Genomic DNA, 16,381 nt, shown 5'->3' on the forward strand with positions numbered 1-16,381 from the left:
CCTCGCCTCAGAGGAACTGGACCACGGGCACCGTCTCCAGGCTGACCGTGCCGCCGGTCGCGATCCAGCGGAAGCCATCGATCAGCGCGGTCGAGTCGAAGCGATCGTCGCCGGTGTCGAACAGGATGAACCGGAGCGAGATCTCCTCGCCGCCACGCACCGGCGCGCGGGTCTTGAGCCACCGGGTGCCGCCGTCGCGGCGCGGGCTGAACCCCGTCCCCACGAGCTCGTCCGAGCCGAGCGGACATCCGTCGCAGACATCGAAGAACGCGATATTGACGCTGACCGGCCTTCCCTCCCCGTCGAACGAGAGATTGCCGTTGTACGACCCGGGAGGCGCGGGCGTCGCCAGCGCGACGAATTGATCGTTGAAGTCCTCGCAGACCCACTCCGGGTATTCGAACGTATAGAACTTGAACAGGAACTCGTAGCCGGTCGCGTTCGTCGGCGCGCGGAGGACGACCTCGAGGCCGATGTCGTCGTTGATGAAGCTGGACGGAGGACAGGAAGGGTTGTCCTGAGGGAACCCGGGCGGCGCGGAGCCGGGACCATAACTCGCGCAGCTCCCGGACCAGCAGGCGTCGGGGTGGCCAGGCAGGCGTGCGCTCCCCGTCGAGAGCGCGAGCAGGCGCGCGCCGCCCTGCACGTGCACGTTGGGGCCGAACCCATCGAAGACGCCAACCGCGGGCGACCGCTCTGCAGGCGAGCCGTCCCCGCGGACATACCTCGCGGAGAGCACACCCCACCGCCTGTCCTCGCGGGACGCCACGACGCAAAGGTCGATCGCCCTGGCCCCGTTCGCCGGATCGAAGTCCTCCAGCGAGAGGCCCTCGTCGCACGGCGGCGGCACGTCGTCGATCACCCCGTTGCAATCCTCGTCCGCCGGCGCGGGGATCTGGCCGCTCGCGTCGGGCTCGGTGACCTCGACCTCGATCGCACCTGGATTCACATTTCCATCAACATCGTTGCAGTCGCCCTCCGCGGGCGTGAACCCGTCCCCGTCACCGTCCACGTTGGGATCGGTGATGGGGATTGCGTCACCGGGGCCGAGCCCTGGCTCGCCCGGCTCATCGAGCCCGCCGGGGCCGTCCTCGCCGAGGGTCCCCGAGGGCTCCTCGCGCCCGTCTCCCCCACCCCCCGGCGCGGACGCGCCGCCCACCGCGGAGCACCCGAATGCGACGGCGAGCACCGCGATCACGGCCATGCCGGCGCAGGGGAGAGCCAACCGTTGTTCGATCATGCTGCACTTTGCCAGAGAGAACGGACCGACGTCGCGCGCAACCTCGAGCGGGCGAGCGCAACCTCGGTTCGAATGCGCGGGCTGGCACGCGCAGCTCAGGCAGATGCGCATCCTCGGGCGGACGCGCGACCGCCGAACGCGGGCAGGGTCGGGCGCGCGCCGCTGCCGGACGCTCTACATCCGCTCCGGCGCCTCGATCCCGAGCAGGCCGAGGCCCTTCGCCAGCACCTCTGCCGTCAGATCGCAGAGCGCGAGGCGCGAGCGGCGCACCTCGTCGCTCTCGGCCCGGAGCACCGGGCAGCGCTCGTAGAAGCTCGTGAACGAACCGGCGAGCTCGAACAGGTAACCGCACAGGCGGTGCGGCTCGAGCGTGGCCGCCACGTCCTCCAGCACGGCGCCGAACCGGAGCAGCTCCAGCGCGAGCGCCCGCTCCGCCGGCTCGCTCAGCACGATCCCGGCCTCGCGCGGCGACTCCACGCCGGCCTTCCGGAAGATCGACCGGATGCGGGCGTGCGCGTACATCAGGTAGGGCGCCGTGTTCCCCTCGAACGCCAGCATGCGATCCCAGTCGAACACGTAGTCCTTGATCCGGTCGCTCGAGAGATCGGCGTACTTCACCGCGCCCACGCCGACCGCCCGCGCCACGGCATCGGCGGCATCGGCGTCGAGCTCGGGGTTCTTCTCCCGCACCACCTTCGACGCGCGCTCCGTGGCCTCGTCGAGCAGGTCCGAGAGCTTCACGGTGTCGCCGCTCCGCGTCTTGAACATCTTCTTGTCGGCCCCGAGCACCGAGCCGAACGCCACGTGCTCGGCCCGGGCCGGCGGCGCGAGCCAGCCCGCCTCGCGCGCGGTCGCGAAGACCATCGCGAAGTGCTGGCTCTGCGGCGCGCCGACGACATAGACGATCCGGCGCGCGCCGACCGTCGTGAGGCGGTGGCGGATCGCGGCGAGATCCGTCGTGGCGTAGCCGTAGCCGCCGTCCTGCTTGCGCACGATGAGCGGCAGCGGCTCGCCGCCCTTGCCGGTGAAGCCGGCCGGGAAGACGCAGAGGGCGCCCTCGCTCTCGCGCGCCAGCCCCTTGCGACCGAGCTCCTCGATGACGTCGGGCAGCATCGGGTTGTAGAAGCTCTCGCCGGCGAAATCCGCGTCGGTCAGCGTCACGCCGAGGCGGCGGTAGACCGACTCGAAGTAGCGCGTCGACTCGCGCACGAGCTGCCGCCAGAGCGCGAGGGTCTGCTCGTCGCCGCCCTGCAGCCGCACGACCCGGCGGCGCGAGCGCTCGGCGAACGCCGGGTCGCCATCGAACTTCGCGCGCGCCTGCCGGTAGAACGCGTCGAGATCGCCGACCGAGAGCTCCTGCGAGGCCGCGGCCTCGCCGAGGTCGAGCATGTGCTCGATCAGCATCCCGAACGGCGTGCCCCAGTCGCCGAGGTGGTTCTGGCGGATCACGCGGTGGCCGAGCGCCTCGAGCACGCGCGCGAGGGCGTCGCCGATGATCGTGCTGCGGAGGTGGCCGACGTGCATCTCCTTCGCGGCGTTGGGGCCCGAGTAGTCGACGATCACCGTCTCGGGCTCGGCCGCGGGCGCGATCCCGAGCCGCCCGCCGCCCGCCGTCTCGGCGAGCTCGCGCGTGAGGTACGCGTCCTCGAGCGTCAGGTTCACGAACCCGGGGCCCGCGATCTCGACCTTCCGGCAGATCCCGTCGAGCTGCAGTGCCGCCACGATGGCCGCGGCGACCTCGCGCGGCGGCCTGCCGAGGCGCTTGCCGAGCGCCATGGCGGCGTTCGCCTGGTAGTCGGCGTGCGTGGAGCGGCGCAGGGAAGGATCAACCGCGGCGTGCTCGGCGCCGAACGCGGCGGTGATCGCCGCCTGGAGTGCGCGGGCGAGGGCGTGGACGGGATCGGCCATGGCGCATCCTTTGGCCCGGGCGCCCGGCCAATTCAATAGGCAAGCCGGCGCGGCCACGCCACATCAGCGCACCTTTGACAAAAATCGGGGTAGGCCGGACAGTTCACGCCCCACGTGAGCGCTCCCCCGCCCCCTGCCCCCGGCGATCCGCCGCCCGCCGCGAGCAACGCGCTCGCGGAGAGCGCGGCGGCCCAGCTGGTCGGGACGGTCCTCTCGGACCGGTACCGGATCGTGGAGCTCGTCGCGACGGGCGGGATGGGCGCGGTCTACAAGGCCGAGCACCTGCTCCTGCGCAAGTGGCTGGCCGTGAAGCTCCTCCTGCCCGCGGCGAAGGGCTCCCCGGAGCTCACGGCGCGCTTCGAGCGCGAGGCGATCGCGGGCGCGCACATCCAGCACCCGAACATCGCCTCGGCGACCGACTTCGGCACCCTCCCCGACGGCTCCCGGTTCCTCGTGCTGGAGCATGTCCGCGGCACGACGCTCGATCGCATCATCAAGAGGGGCCCGTTGCCCGCCCCGCGCGCCGCGGAGATCGCGCGGCAGATCGCGGCGGCGCTCGCCGCGGCCCACGAGCGCGGCGTCATCCACCGCGATCTGAAGCCGCGCAACGTCATGGTCGAGGACGGCACCGACGCGGTGAAGCTCATCGATTTCGGCCTGGCGAAGGTGCCGATCGAGCGCCTCTCCACGACGGACGCGCACAGCAGCGAGGCGCGGCCCGACGCCGGCCGGATCACGCTGAGCGGCATGGTCTTCGGCACGCTCGCGTACATGGCGCCCGAGGCGGCGCAGGGCATGGATCACGTCGACGAACGCTCCGATCTCTACGCGCTCGGACTCATCCTCTACGAGATGCTCGCCGGGAAGCACCCGTTCGACGCCATCCTGCCCGTCGAGATCTTCCGCGAGCAGCTCCACACGGCGCCGCCGCCGCTCCGGCTGCGCGCCCCGGGCACGACGGCGCCGCGCGAGCTCGAGGCGCTCGTGATGCGCATCCTGCGCAAGGACCCGGCGGAGCGCCCCGCGAACGCCCGCGCGCTGCTCGCGGCGCTCGACGCGGCCGTGCCGAGGTCCGAGGCGCTCGGCCTCCTCCCCTGGAAGGAGCCGCTCTCGAGCGGGTCGTGGCGGCTCAGCGACCCGCTGCGCGCGATCCCGCACGCCATGCCGCCCGAGCTGCCGGCAGGGCAAGACCGCGCGGGCGCGGCCGGCGGTGCTGCGGCCAGGGGATCCGCCGCTGGCGGCGCGGGGACCGGCGGCGCCGAGGCCGACGCGTTCGGCCTGCAGCTCGGGGCCTCCGGAGCGGACGGCGGGGCGCCCGGGAAGGCAGCGCGCGGGGCGGCAGGGGGCCGGCCACGAGCGAGAGGGCGCGCGTGGGGCTGGATGCTCGGGGTGGCCGCCGTGGCCGCGATGGGCGCGGCGGGCGCGATGCTCCTCGGCCGGCTGCCCGCGGGCGCAGGGTGGCTACGCGCGGGCGCCCCGGCGGCCGCCGGCCCGGAGCTCCAGGCGGCGCCCGCAGCGGCGCAGACGGCCCCCGCCGGGGCGCCGGCCGCCCAGGCGCAGGATGCCCTCGGCACCCCTCTGCAAGCCCCCTCCACGGCGCCCGTCGCGAGCGCCTTGGCCCCCGGGTCGGCCGACGTCGCGGCGGCGCTGGACGCGGGCGCGGCGGCGCTGGACGCGGGCGCGGCAGACGGGGGCGCGTCGGGCGCGGCGCTCGCCGGCCCGGAGCCGCTCGAGGGCGCGGGCCTCCCGGCCGAGCGCGAGCGCCTCGTGGCGACGGTCCGGGCGAAGCGGTGGGGCGACGCGGAGAGCGCGCTGCTCACGCTGCTCGAGAAGGATCGCGCCGCCTTCGAGCAACGCGACGTGATGACGGCCGCGGCCGCCGTCGCCGTGAAGAGCTCGTACCGGACCGACGGCCGCGCGGACGCGATCTTCGACGCGCTGGAGAGCCGCCTGGGCCCGGAGGGCCTCGACATCGCCTACGAGATCTGGAGCGGCTACGGGGGCACGCAGGGCGGAAAGCGCGCGGCGGCGCTGCTCCGCCGCCCCGAGGTGCTGAAGCGCGCGAGCGTCCCGCTGCGCATCGCCGTGGCGCTGCGCGAGGCCCCCTGCCGGCGCAAGGAGGCGCTCTTCGAGCGCGCGGCGCTCGAGGGGGACGCGCGCGCGCTCGTGTTCCTGGAGATGCTCCGCTCGTCGCAGTGCCAGCCGCGCATCGGGCAGTGCTGCTTCCACCACCACGAGGGGCTCGAGCGCGCGGTGCGCGCCCTGCGGGACCGGCTGCGCTACTGAGCCGACCGCGCCCGCGTGGCGCGGGCTCCCGGCGCGACGCGGTCCCGAGGGCCGCCGAGATGGGCTAGGCTCGCGCCCCCGCGTTCCACGGCGCCCAGGAGACCAGAGCACGGCGACGGGGCGACAGGCGGCGCGCGGACGACAAGGACGAAGGATCAGGAATGAGCGACAAGACGAATGAGGAGATCTACAGGGCGTATCTGCTGGCTTACGCGTGCAGCGGCGACGCCTCGAAGGTCGCGGTGCTCCAGGACGCGCGCCCGCTGACGGCGGTGGTCGCCGCCGCGCTCGCCCTCGCCGAGCGCGACCGCCATGCGAGCGAGCCGCCGGACACGTGGGATTCCCTGAGCGAGCGCCTGCAGGCCATGTTCGATGGGTTCGATCCGCACGGGTACGACCTGGCGGGCGGAGGCGACGAGTCGCTCGAAGACGACGACGAAGACGACGAGGACGAAGACGGCGACGAGCCGATCGCCTCCTGAGCCGCCCGAGGCGCTTTATCGAGGAGCGGGCCGCGCGACGCGGCCCGGCTCACCCCCCGAGGGTCGCGCCGTTCGAGGCGATGACCTCACGATACCAGTGAGCCGAGTCCTTGAGGACACGCCGGCCCGTCGGGTAGTCGACGAAGACAAGGCCGAAGCGGTGTTTGTAGCCGTGAGCCCACTCGAAGTTGTCGAGGATCGACCAGTGGAAGTAGCCGTTCACGACCGCGCCCTCGGCGATCGCCCGGCGGAGCTCGATCAAATGACGCGCCATGAAATCGATGCGCTGGGGGTCGTGCACCTTCCCGTCGAGCGAGATCCAGTCCCGGGTCGACAGGCCGTTCTCGGTGATCACGATGGGCCGCTTGTACCGCTCGTAGAAGAATTTGGGCCCCCAGTAGAGGCACTCGGGGGTGACCGACCACTCGAACGCGGTGATCGGGTGTCCCACCGGGTGGGGCACCACCTCGGCTGCGCCGTTCGCCCCGGCGCGCACCGGGACTCCCCAGTAGACGTTCACGCCGCAGAAATCGACCGGCTGCGCGATGATCTCCATGTCGCCGCTCCGGACCTCGGGCAGCTCGTTCGCGAACAGGCGGAGCCCGTCCTCGGGGTACCTGCCGAGGAACACGGGATCCATCCACCACGTGTTGGTCCACGTGGTCCGCGCGTTCACCGACCACGTGGCCGCGCGCGCCGCCTCCAGATCCTCCGGCGACGAAGTCGCGGGGTATTTCACCTGCGCGACGGGCGCATAATAGACGTTGCTCCTCCCAGGGCTCGCCGCGCGGATGGCCTGCACCGACTTGCCGTGCGCGAGCAAGACGTGGTGGCAGACCCGGAGCACCTCGGCGAAGCGCAGCCGGTCGCCGGGCGCGTGGCGACCCTCGTAGTGGCCGGCGCCGGCGAACACCTGAGGCTCGTTGAGCGTCATCCAGTCCTTCACCCGATCGCCGAGCTTCCTGACCACGACGCTCGTGTACTCGGCGAACCAGTCGGCGCTGTCGCGGTTCAGCCACCCGCCCTTGTGGTAGAGCGCGAGAGGAAAGTCCCAGTGGAACAGCGTGATGTGGGGCTCGACGCCCGCCTCGAGCAGCGCGTCCACGAGACGATCGTAGAACGCGAGCCCGCGCTCGTTGACGGGGCCCGTGCCCTCCGGGAGGACGCGCGGCCACGAGGTGCTGAGTCGATAGGCGCGGAGGCCGATGTCGCGCATGAGGGCGACGTCCTCCGGGTACCGGTGGTAGTGGTCGCACGCGACGTCGCCCGTCTGGCCGTTCCACACAGCGTCCGGCTTCCTGCAGAACATGTCCCACACGGACGGCCCCTTGCCGTCCTCGTGCGCGGCGCCCTCGATCTGGTACGACGCCGCGGCGGCGCCCCACAGGAACCCTTCCGGAAAACCCTCTTCGCTCTGCTGTCGCGTCATGGTGGCCGCCACCATACCAAAGGCGGCGGAGCTCCGGCACCGCGGCGTCAGCCAGCGTCGCGCGCCTCGTAGCCGGCCTCGCGCACGGCCGCGAGGAGGGCATCCGCCGCCGCGCTCCCCTCGACGACCGCCTCTCCGCGCTCGAGGCTCACCTCGCTCACCCGCGTCACGCCAGGGACCTTCGCGAGCGCCTTCGAGACCGCCTGGACGCAGTGGCCGCAGGTCATCCCTTCGATAACGATTCTGCGCATCTCCCCCCTATGCCCGCTCGAGGCAGCAGCGTCAACGAGGGCACGCGGGTTGCGCCAGTTGCGGCGTCCACGCCCGCGTGATGTGCTCTCGAGCGTGACGGCTCTCGAGCACACGGCGCTTGTCGGCCACGGCGGCGTGCACATCATCGAGGGCGCCGGAGGGACGCGCCGCCATGCGCTCCACCTGGTCAAGCTGGTGGTGCCGGTCGAGGGGCCTCTCGAGATCGAGGCCGAGGTCGGGCGGCCGTTCGAGGTGCGCGCGCCCGTGCTCACCGGCGCCGGCGTCGCCCATTCCATCGGCTCTCCCGGCGCGACGGTGACGACCTTTCTCGCGCCCGAGGGGCTCGGCGCGGGCGCGCAGGCGGCCGCCCGCGGGCGGGTGCTCGTCCTCGAAGGCGCGCAGGCCGAGCGGGCGCGCGCGGCGGCGCGCGACGTGCTCCGGGGCCGGCTCGATCACGCGGCGACACACGAGCTCATGAGGGCGTGCGCCGGTGCGTTCGCGCCGGGCGGCCCGCCGGTCGATCGCCGCGTGCTCCGCGCCATGCGCCGCCTGGCGGAGCAGGCGCCGGGCCGCCCCGCGCTGGGCCCGCTCGCCGCCGCGGAGGGCCTCTCCCGCTCGCGGCTCTCCCACCTGTTTCACGGCGCCTTCGGCCACCCGCTGCGCGATTACGTGACCTTCCTGCGCGTGCGGACGGCCATCGGGGCGCTCATGGACGGCGCCCCGCTGGCGCAGGCGGCGCTCGCCGGCGGCTTCCACGACCAGGCCCACCTGGCCCGCGCGATCGTCGCCACGCTGGGCCGCACGCCGGGTTCGATCGCTCGCAGCCGCTTCGTACAAGCCGAGGCCACACGGCCGGGGCCATGGTGATCCCCTGAACCCAAGGAGGATCCATGCCCCCCCGCGCTGTCGGCGCAGCCCGCGTCGCCCTCGGCCTCATCGTCCTGCTCGGCGGCATCAACGGATTCGTGCGCATCGTGCCGGTCCCCGAGCCGCTCCACCCGTTCACCCAGCTGCTTGTCGACAGCGGCTACATCCACGCCGTCAAGGTCGTCGAGATCGCCGCCGCGGTCCTGCTCCTCCTCGACCGCCGCCGTCCCCTCGCGCTCGCGCTGTTATGGCCGGTCGTGGTGAACATCGCCCTGTTCCACCTGCTGCTCGACCCCCGCGCCGGCATCAACGCCGTCGTCCTCCTCGGCCTGCTCGGCGCCCTCACCTGGCATGATCGCCACGCGTTCGCGCCGCTCCTCGCCGAGGGGCGGTCCGGGTCGCCCGCCCCGAAGGGCGACCCGGCGCGCGGAGAGCGCGCCTCGCTCGCCTAGAACCCGTTCACCTACGGCGCGCTGTCCTGGAGCACGCCGTCGGGCACGAGGCGGAGCGAGCGAACCGCGCCCTCGCGCGCGAGCAGGAGGGCGCCGAGCACGCCGGCCTCACCGCCCAGCGGAGAGGCGACGACCGGCACGTCCGCGCCGCGGACGGCGTGGCGCGGCAGCTCCTCGCGCACGCCGGCAAGCAGGATGTCGGGCGCGGCCAGCAGCTCGCCGCCCAGCACGATGAGCTGGGGGTTGAGCAGGTTCAGCAGGACCGCGATGCCGCGCGCGAGCTGCGCGCCCGCCTCGTAAAAGATCGCGCGGGCGCTCTCGTCGCCGGCGAGCGCCGCGCTCGCGATGGCGCTGACGGCGTGCGGGCGGGCGAGCGCGGCGAGCTGGGGTGAGCGCGCCGACGCCGCCTCCGCGGCGCGCCGGAGCGCCATGACCGAGGCGAACGTCTCCAGACATCCGCGGCGCCCGCAGCCGCAAGGCGGGCCGTCGTCCGCAATACGGCAGTGGCCGATCTCCCCGCTGTATCCCTGCATCCCGAAGAACAAGCGTCCATCGGCGACGAGGCCCGCGCCGACGCCGAGCCCGACATAGATCCACACATACGACGCGTGCCCCCGCGCCGCGCCGAGCTCCCCTTCCGCCACCGCCGCTGCCTGAGGCAGGTTGTACACAGGCACCTGCATGCGAAGCGCGCGGCTGAGCTCCGCGCGCACAGGGAACCGCTCCCAGCCCAGGTTGGGCGCAAGCACGCAGACGCCGCTCGGCCGCTCGATGAGCCCAGGCAAGACCGCGCAGGCGCCGCGCAGCCGCTTCCGCGGCACCCCACTCAGCTGCAGCACCTTCGGCAAGAGCTCGACGATATCGCGGACCGTCCGGTGCGGATCGCGCAGGACGGTGGGCTGCTCCAGCCGCGCCCGCAGCCGCCCGCGGGCGTCGGCCACGGCCACGGCCGTCTGCTCGACACCGATCTCGATGCCGAGGAAGGCCGCGCTGTCGTCGTTGAACTCGAGGAGCCGCGCTGGGCGCCCGCCGCGCGATTCGGTCCCGACATCGCGGACGCTGCCGCTGTCGAGCAGCTCCTCGATGATGGCCGAGACCGTCGGCTTGGTCAGCCCGCTCAACCGCGCGAGGTTCGTGCGGGAGATCGGACCGTGCTCTTGCACGAGGTCGAGGACGAGGGAGCGGTTGAGCTCCCGAGGGGTGCGGTTGTTCGCCGTCTTGTCGTTGGCACGGACCATTCGAGCAAAACCAGACTTAGCCGTCCTCGCGCAGCAAAAGCAAGGGGCGTCGCAACCGAGCTGTCACGAAAGCGCGCGCGGCGAGTTTGGTCTCCCGCGCTTCACCCGTGGTTCCCCGCCTCACCCGTGGTTCCCCGCCTCACCCGTGGTTCCCCGCGCTTCCGCCCTCTCCCCGCACGTCTTCCGCACGTCTTCCCGCTTCCTCTCGCTCACCGCACGCATCGCTGCTCGACGCCCCGCCACCTCGCGGCGCGTCAGAGCTGCTTATGTCAGCACCACAATCGTCGCTGCCCGGACGGCCACCGGCGCAGCGCCCCTCCCGCCTTCCACGTAGCAAACTGCCCCGCTTCGGGGGATGGGCTCCTACAGCCCGCACCCCCGTGTGGCGGAACGCCGCATCGCCGCAGGTGAGATGGAAACAGGGAGCGCGCGCGCTCCTCTCGGCGTCCGACCCGCCCGGACCTGGCGATCGCCCCGCTCCCCGCTCTCGCGAGGCCGCGAAGATCCGCGGCGGGCGGGCTCATCTCTTCTCCGAGGGAACACCGATTGCAAACGACAACGGGCAACGAACGACAAGCGGGGGATGACAGACGGCAGGCGCTCACCGGCAATCGACGCTCAATGAACGACAAACGGCAAACGCGGAAAGCGAGCAAACACCGAGTCGACGAGCGAAGACGCCGTGGGGCGTGAAGGCGAGCGTTCGTCAAGGCGCTGGAGTCCGGACATGCCGACGCACTGTCACCCCAGGTCGAGCCGGGGCTCGACGCGTTGGAGGACACGGCGACATCGCGCAGCGACGCGTTGCCCAGCTCGCGCGCGATGCGCATGGCCGAGGAGACGCCCGGAGCGCCGGGCCGCTTCCTCACGAGGAGTTTTCACGATCATGAAGATGACACATGTTCTGGGTGCAGTGTTCGCTGTGACGCTCGCCGCCTGCACGGCGACATCCGACGATGCCGAGGTCGCGGATCTCGCGGATGCGGAGGAGGCCGGGGCCGCGGAGGGCGCGCTCGCGGTGAGCGACGTGGCGGCAGTACCGGCGTATTTCGAGCGCGAGAGCGGCTTCACCCGCGCCCGGCCCGGCGGCATGTGCGGGGGCATCGCCGGCATACGCTGCGCGGCGGGCCTATATTGTGACTTCGTCCCCGAGGCGAACTGCGGCGCGTACGACCGGAGCGGCGCGTGCAAGCTCATGCCCGACGCGTGCCCGCAGGAGTACGATCCGGTGTGCGGCTGCGATGGCCGCACGTACAGCAACGGCTGCGTCGCGGCCACGGCCGGCGTCTCGGTGAGGAGCGCGGGCGAGTGCGGCCCCACGGTCGTGGGGATCGGCGAGAGCTGTGGCGGCTTCACCCTCGGCGGGCCGCGCGTGTGCGGCGAGGGGCTCTACTGCAAGTACGCGCCCTCCGCGATCTGCGGGCGCGCGGACGCGTCCGGCACCTGCGCGGAGAAGCCCGAGGTGTGCACGAAGGAGCTCGCGCCCGTGTGCGGCTGTGACGGCCAGACGTACGCCAACGCTTGCGCGGCGGCCGCGAGCGGCACCTCCGTCGACGCGCGAGGCGCGTGCGCGGACGCGCCGATCGAGTGAGCGAGATCGCCGCCCCGCTCCGCGGCGGATCGAGCGCGAGGAGCGCGGGCGGCGCGGCGCGCTTTCACGGCTTCTTCTCGACGGACTGCACGTCGAGCTGGATGAATTGACCGACGTACGGCTCGGGCGCCGGGGGGACGCCGTCCACGACCAGATGCTTGAAGTTGGCGATGCTGGTGTGATTCGGATCCTCACCCTTGAAGGACACCTTGGATCCGCCCCGGATCGGAATGGTCTTCGTGTGGTCGATCTTGAACGTGTCGTGCCCCACGGTGGGGTTATCGTTGAGCCAGTAGACCTCGGCCGGGTCGGAGACAGAGATGCTGTAGCGGTTGTACGTCGCGTTGTCGGGTGTACCGCCCACGCGGAAGTGATTGCCGTCGGACGTGCCGCCCTTGTAGGTCTCCGGCTCGACGACGCCGCGGAGCCGGACGGTCACCATATAGACCGTGTCGGGCGAGCCGCCGAACGTCTTGGTCTCGTCGACCAGCGCCGAACACGGACACTCGTCGCTGTTGCCCGGGTCCCGGTCGCACGGCATCTCCCAGCGGAAGCCGTCGATGCTGTCGGCCGCGGCGAGCAGGTTTTCTTCTTCGCCGCCGCTGCCGCCAGCCCCGCCGCTGCCGCCGGCCCCGCCGCTGCCGCCGCTGCCGCCGGCCCCGCCGCTGCTGCTGGAGCTCACGCTGCTAGAAGAGCTCGTGCTGGCGGCCGTCGAGGCTCCCCCGCCCGAACTCGCAGCGCTCGTCGTGCTGGAGCTGGACTGGTCGTCCGCAGGCGGGTCGGCGTCGGAGCCGCAGGCAAGAAGGAGCAACATCGCAGGAACAACGATCAAAGAGATTCTCATTTTACACCAGTCCGGCGAGGGCGCCGGCAGCAGAGGCCGGGGACGCGAAACGCCGTTGCCTTGATATCACGGCTCGTTCGCGTGGCCATGTCAGGTTCGTGAGCGGCCCGGTGCACTACCGGACGAAGCCAAAGGAGGACGTGCGACCGACAATGTGAACGTTCACATGACGGGCGTCAATGCGAATCGACCGACCCGCGGGGATCCTCGAGCGCGCGGGGGGCGAGACCGAGGACATGGGGACATGGACCTGCGCTCGCGGTAGGATGCCATGGCGTCCGGGGGCGCCGCGCTCCGTCGCGCCGCCTTCACGCTTTGCAGCGAGGTTGAACGTGAGATCGTGGATCTCTGCCCGTCGAATCCTGTGCGTCATCCTGGTCGCGCCGCTCGCCCTCGGGATGGGCATCAGCGAGCAGGAGTTCCTGTGCGAAAACGCGGCTGCGCATCTCGAGGAGTGCTGTCCGTCGTTCGCCGCGACTCCCGCGCTCTGCCAGCAGAACGTCGGCTGTAACGGGAACGAGGAGCTGTGGCTCACGGCCGACGAGAGCCGGTGCATCCAGGAGAGGGAGTGCGGCGACCTCGTCGCGAGCAACGTCTGCGAGCAGGCGGCCGCGCGCATGAAGCTCGCCGAGGGGGGGAGCGCAGGCGTCGCGCGCCCGGTGGTGTGTCAATGAGGCGGCGTATCCGCTCGTCGAGCCGGCGATGGGGCGGCGCGGCCGCGCTCTGCGGGCTCCTCGCCCCGGCCCTCGCCAGCGCGCAGGAGGCGCCGCCGGCCGCGCCGCCTGGGGCGCCCGCACCCGAGGGCCCGGCGGGGTGGAAGCGCGGCTTCGGCGTCAAGCTGCACGCCGGGGGCTCGTGGCAAAGCTTCTATTCCCTCGCCATCTATGGAGCGAGCTTCGGCGCCGCCGCCGGGGGCACGCTCGATCACGTCGCGCTCTGGGGAGGGTTCGAGGGCTTCGTCGGCGTTACCGAGTTCGGCCTCCCCGCGCGCATGTTCCGCCCGAGCTTCGCGGTGGAGACCCACCTCGGCGATTTCCGGCTCGGCGGAGGCGCTGGCCTGCTCCTGCTCGCGGTGTCCCGCGCGACGTCAACGTCGTCCATGACCTCGACGGCGTTCGGGTTCAGCGGGCACCTGAGCTACGACCTCGTCACCCTCGATCAGCACGCGATCTACCTCGAGGCTCGGATGAACGTCGATCTCGCCTCGGCGATCCTCTGGGGGCCCTCGGGAGCTCTGGGCTTCCGCTACTGAGTCTACCCACCAGGAGTCCGGCCAGGATCCAGGGAGAGATTTCAACGCAAAGACGCAAAGGCGCGAAGACGCAAGAAAGAATAAATCTCGTGTATTTTTGCGACTTTGCGTCTTTGCGCCTTTGCGTTAAAATCTCTTCTCACTCGCCAGATCGATCGCTGGCAGGATCTCTGACCTGCGCAACCAGGGACGGCCTTTGGCGCTGCGGCGCTACGGCTCTCCGCCGCCGACGCTCCCCTCGCCGTGCCGGTGCACCCGCGCCCGCCGCTCCCGGTTCCTCGCCACCTTCGCCGCGCGGCTCGCCATGAGCTCCGGCGTCGGCTTGCGCCCGAGGTGCGGCACCTGCTCCGCGTGGTGCTCGTCGAACGACCCCGGCTCGCTGCCAAGCTCGAAGACCGCGACCTCCCGCTGGCCCCGCTCGCCGAGGCGCAACGGCATCACCGCCGCGCCGATCCCCGCCCCGACGTAGACCGCGCCCTGGCCAGGCTCCCCCCGCTTGCGCGTGCCGTAGAGCCCGTGAATGTACCGGTGCCCGGCGATCTTGCCGATCGAGAGCTCGTTCAGGCGCGCGACCGTCACCTGGCCGGCGTGCGTGTGGCCCGACAGCACCAGCGGGATGCCATGGCGCCAGAGCCCGTCCGCCTCCTCGGCGATGTGCGAGAGGCCCAGCGTCGGCAGATCGCGCCGCATCCCCTTCACCGCCTTCTCGAGCGACGCGTGGCCCGTATACGCGTCGTCGAGCCCCACCACCTGGAGCCGCTCGTGGCCCAGCGTGATCACCGTGCTCGCGTTGCAGAGCACCGCGGCGCCGCCCCGCTCGAGCGCGCGCTTCACCGCGTCGGCGCCCGACCAGTGATCGTGATTCCCCAGCACGGCGATCACCGGCGCCTCGAAGCCGCGCACCACCTCTTCCAGCTGATCGAGGTAGAGCTGGCTGTGACACACGAAATCGCCCGTGAGCACGACGAGGTCGGGCCGCTGCAGGTTCGTCAGCGCGACGGCCGCGCGCTGCACCCGCACCGACGTCACGCGACCGACATGCTGATCGGTCAGGTGGGCAATCCGGAGCGACGACATCTGATCCAGGTAGGCCGCCGGCCCCGCGAAACGCCGGAGCCGAATCCCCATGGCCGGGTCCGCTCCCTCGGGCGCGGGCTCCCCCCCGGAGGCGCCAGCGCCTCGCGTGAAGAGCCTCCGCCACCGCTCCCTCGCAGGTACTGCGCTGCTCACGATGGCCGAGTGTACGGGTGAGGCTGAATGGCCGCCACCTTTTCTTTCGTCGAAGACGCCTTGACACCTCGATTCAGCGGACCGCGGCAATGCATCGACGTGACCGACGTGCGCGTCGCGATCGCCGCCGTCCGCCGCCTGGTCGCACGCGGGACAGCGCCGATCTTGGAAAACTCCGCGCTCGTGCGACTCAGGCATCCATCATCGCGCCTGAGCTCGTCGGACCAGGTCGCGATCGATGGATGCCAGGGTAGGACAGCCGGCGAGCGCCATGGCGATCGAGAGCTCATCGCGCAACCCCGCGAGCACGCGCGCGACGCCCTCGCCGCCGAGCGCGGCGAGCCCCCACAGGACTGGGCGTCCGACCAGCACCGCGCGGGCGCCGAGCGCGATCGCCTTCAGCACGTCGGTACCCCACCGGATACCGCCGTCCATCAGCACCAGGCACCTCCCGGCGACCGCGTCGGCGATCGCCGGGAGGGCCTCGATCGTCGCGGGGGCGCCGTCGAGCTGCCGCGCGCCGTGGTTGGAGACGACGACGCCGGCCGCGCCCGCCTCGAGCGCGCGGACCGCGTCGTCCGGCCTGACGATGCCCTTGAGCAGAATAGGGAGCTTCGTGAGCGAGGCGAGCCACCCGACGTCGCGCCACGTCAGCGAGGCGTCATGTCGGGAGGCGACGTAGGACGCGAGCAGAGAGCCCCGCTCCTCGGCCGGCGCGGCCGCCGCGGCGTCGATGAGGTTCGCCATCACGAGCCCCTCGGGCAGCGCGAAGCCGTTGCGCACGTCCGCTATCCGGCGGCCGAGGACCGGTGTGTCGACGGTCAGCATCAGCGCCCGGTAGCCGGAGGACTCGGCCCGCTCGACGAGGGCACGCGTGAGGCCGCGATCCTTGTGGACGTAGAGCTGGAACCACTTCGGCCCTGGAGACGCGCCCGCGACCGCCTCAAGGCTCGTCGTCGAGAGGGTCGAGAGCGTGAAGATGGTGCCGAGCTCGGAGGCCGCCCGCGAGGAGGCGATCTCACCGTCGGGGTGCGCGAGGCGCTGATAGGCCGTCGGCGCCACGAGGATGGGGAACGGCACCCTCGTGCCGAGCACCGTCGTGCTCATGTCGCGCTCGGCCACGTCGACGAGGACGCGGTAATGGATCTCGAGGCGGCGGAAGGCGCGCCGGTTCTCGCGGAGCGTGCGGCCCTCGTCGGCGCCTGATCGGTAGTAGTCATAGGCCATCTTCGACAGCCGAGCGCGCGCTGCGCGCTCGAAGTCGTCGACGGTGAGCAGCGACGGGGCGGGGCGAGGGTCTTGCACGGTGT

At 72.0% G+C, this 16,381-nt stretch carries 15 protein-coding genes; 7 read left to right on the forward strand and 8 right to left on the reverse strand.

Going from position 1 to position 16,381, the window contains the following annotated elements:
- Positions 1 to 7: 7 nt before the first annotated feature.
- Complete coding sequence (locus tag WMF46_RS41095) at positions 8 to 1,240, reverse strand: choice-of-anchor L domain-containing protein (protein ID WP_437982208.1); 1,233 nt, start codon at positions 1,238 to 1,240, stop codon at positions 8 to 10.
- Between the two features lie 174 nt (positions 1,241 to 1,414).
- Positions 1,415 to 3,148, reverse strand: coding sequence for an arginine--tRNA ligase (gene argS / locus WMF46_RS41100; protein WP_437982209.1), 1,734 nt, complete (start codon positions 3,146 to 3,148; stop codon positions 1,415 to 1,417).
- 114 nt (positions 3,149 to 3,262) lie between these two features.
- On the opposite strand from argS, the gene WMF46_RS41105 reads away from it, so the two are divergent.
- Complete coding sequence (locus tag WMF46_RS41105; protein WP_437982210.1) at positions 3,263 to 5,434, forward strand: serine/threonine-protein kinase; 2,172 nt, start codon at positions 3,263 to 3,265, stop codon at positions 5,432 to 5,434.
- Between the two features lie 161 nt (positions 5,435 to 5,595).
- Positions 5,596 to 5,916: a hypothetical protein gene (locus WMF46_RS41110; RefSeq protein ID WP_437982211.1), complete on the forward strand. Its 321-nt coding sequence runs from the start codon at positions 5,596 to 5,598 to the stop codon at positions 5,914 to 5,916.
- 49 nt (positions 5,917 to 5,965) lie between these two features.
- Here the strand turns inward: WMF46_RS41110 and WMF46_RS41115 are convergent, their stop codons facing one another.
- Both WMF46_RS41115 and WMF46_RS41120 read right to left on the reverse strand, forming a co-directional pair.
- On the reverse strand, positions 5,966 to 7,345 hold the full coding sequence (locus WMF46_RS41115) for a GH1 family beta-glucosidase (RefSeq protein WP_437982212.1): 1,380 nt from the start codon (positions 7,343 to 7,345) through the stop codon (positions 5,966 to 5,968).
- 47 nt (positions 7,346 to 7,392) lie between these two features.
- Positions 7,393 to 7,596: a CopZ family metallochaperone gene (locus tag WMF46_RS41120; RefSeq protein WP_437904857.1), complete on the reverse strand. Its 204-nt coding sequence runs from the start codon at positions 7,594 to 7,596 to the stop codon at positions 7,393 to 7,395.
- 94 nt (positions 7,597 to 7,690) lie between these two features.
- Here WMF46_RS41120 and WMF46_RS41125 point away from each other — a divergent pair, with 94 nt between their 5' ends.
- Positions 7,691 to 8,464, forward strand: a complete 774-nt coding sequence (locus WMF46_RS41125) for a helix-turn-helix domain-containing protein (RefSeq protein WP_437982213.1) — start codon at positions 7,691 to 7,693, stop codon at positions 8,462 to 8,464.
- Between the two features lie 23 nt (positions 8,465 to 8,487).
- Positions 8,488 to 8,916 (forward strand): membrane spanning transport protein, encoded by a 429-nt coding sequence (locus WMF46_RS41130; protein WP_437982214.1) that lies wholly within the window; start codon positions 8,488 to 8,490, stop codon positions 8,914 to 8,916.
- Positions 8,917 to 8,927: 11 nt separating this feature from the next.
- On the opposite strand, the gene WMF46_RS41135 is transcribed toward WMF46_RS41130, so the two are convergent.
- Positions 8,928 to 10,154, reverse strand: coding sequence for an ROK family protein (locus WMF46_RS41135; RefSeq protein ID WP_437982215.1), 1,227 nt, complete (start codon positions 10,152 to 10,154; stop codon positions 8,928 to 8,930).
- Positions 10,155 to 11,040: 886 nt separating this feature from the next.
- On the opposite strand from WMF46_RS41135, the gene WMF46_RS41140 reads away from it, so the two are divergent.
- Positions 11,041 to 11,745: a Kazal-type serine protease inhibitor family protein gene (locus WMF46_RS41140; RefSeq protein ID WP_437982216.1), complete on the forward strand. Its 705-nt coding sequence runs from the start codon at positions 11,041 to 11,043 to the stop codon at positions 11,743 to 11,745.
- A 64-nt stretch (positions 11,746 to 11,809) separates the two neighbouring features.
- Here the strand turns inward: WMF46_RS41140 and WMF46_RS41145 are convergent, their stop codons facing one another.
- On the reverse strand, positions 11,810 to 12,427 hold the full coding sequence (locus tag WMF46_RS41145) for a hypothetical protein (protein WP_437982217.1): 618 nt from the start codon (positions 12,425 to 12,427) through the stop codon (positions 11,810 to 11,812).
- A 494-nt stretch (positions 12,428 to 12,921) separates the two neighbouring features.
- Between WMF46_RS41145 and WMF46_RS41150 the strand changes: the two genes are divergently transcribed.
- Entirely contained in the window at positions 12,922 to 13,263 is a 342-nt protein-coding gene (locus WMF46_RS41150) for a hypothetical protein (protein ID WP_437982218.1), read from the forward strand.
- Positions 13,260 to 13,841 (forward strand): hypothetical protein, encoded by a 582-nt coding sequence (locus WMF46_RS41155; protein WP_437982219.1) that lies wholly within the window; start codon positions 13,260 to 13,262, stop codon positions 13,839 to 13,841. The genes WMF46_RS41150 and WMF46_RS41155 overlap by 4 nt, the downstream gene beginning before the upstream one ends.
- 210 nt (positions 13,842 to 14,051) lie before the next feature.
- On the opposite strand, the gene WMF46_RS41160 is transcribed toward WMF46_RS41155, so the two are convergent.
- A complete protein-coding gene (locus WMF46_RS41160; RefSeq protein ID WP_437982220.1) occupies positions 14,052 to 14,969 on the reverse strand; it encodes a metallophosphoesterase in 918 nt (305 codons plus the stop codon).
- 303 nt (positions 14,970 to 15,272) lie between these two features.
- On the reverse strand, positions 15,273 to 16,376 hold the full coding sequence (locus WMF46_RS41165) for an alpha-hydroxy acid oxidase (RefSeq protein ID WP_437982221.1): 1,104 nt from the start codon (positions 16,374 to 16,376) through the stop codon (positions 15,273 to 15,275).
- Positions 16,377 to 16,381 lie beyond the last annotated feature (5 nt).

The sequence above is a fragment of the Sorangium sp. So ce117 genome, assembly GCF_051524395.1.
GTDB lineage: Bacteria > Myxococcota_A > Polyangia > Polyangiales > Polyangiaceae > Sorangium > Sorangium cellulosum_B.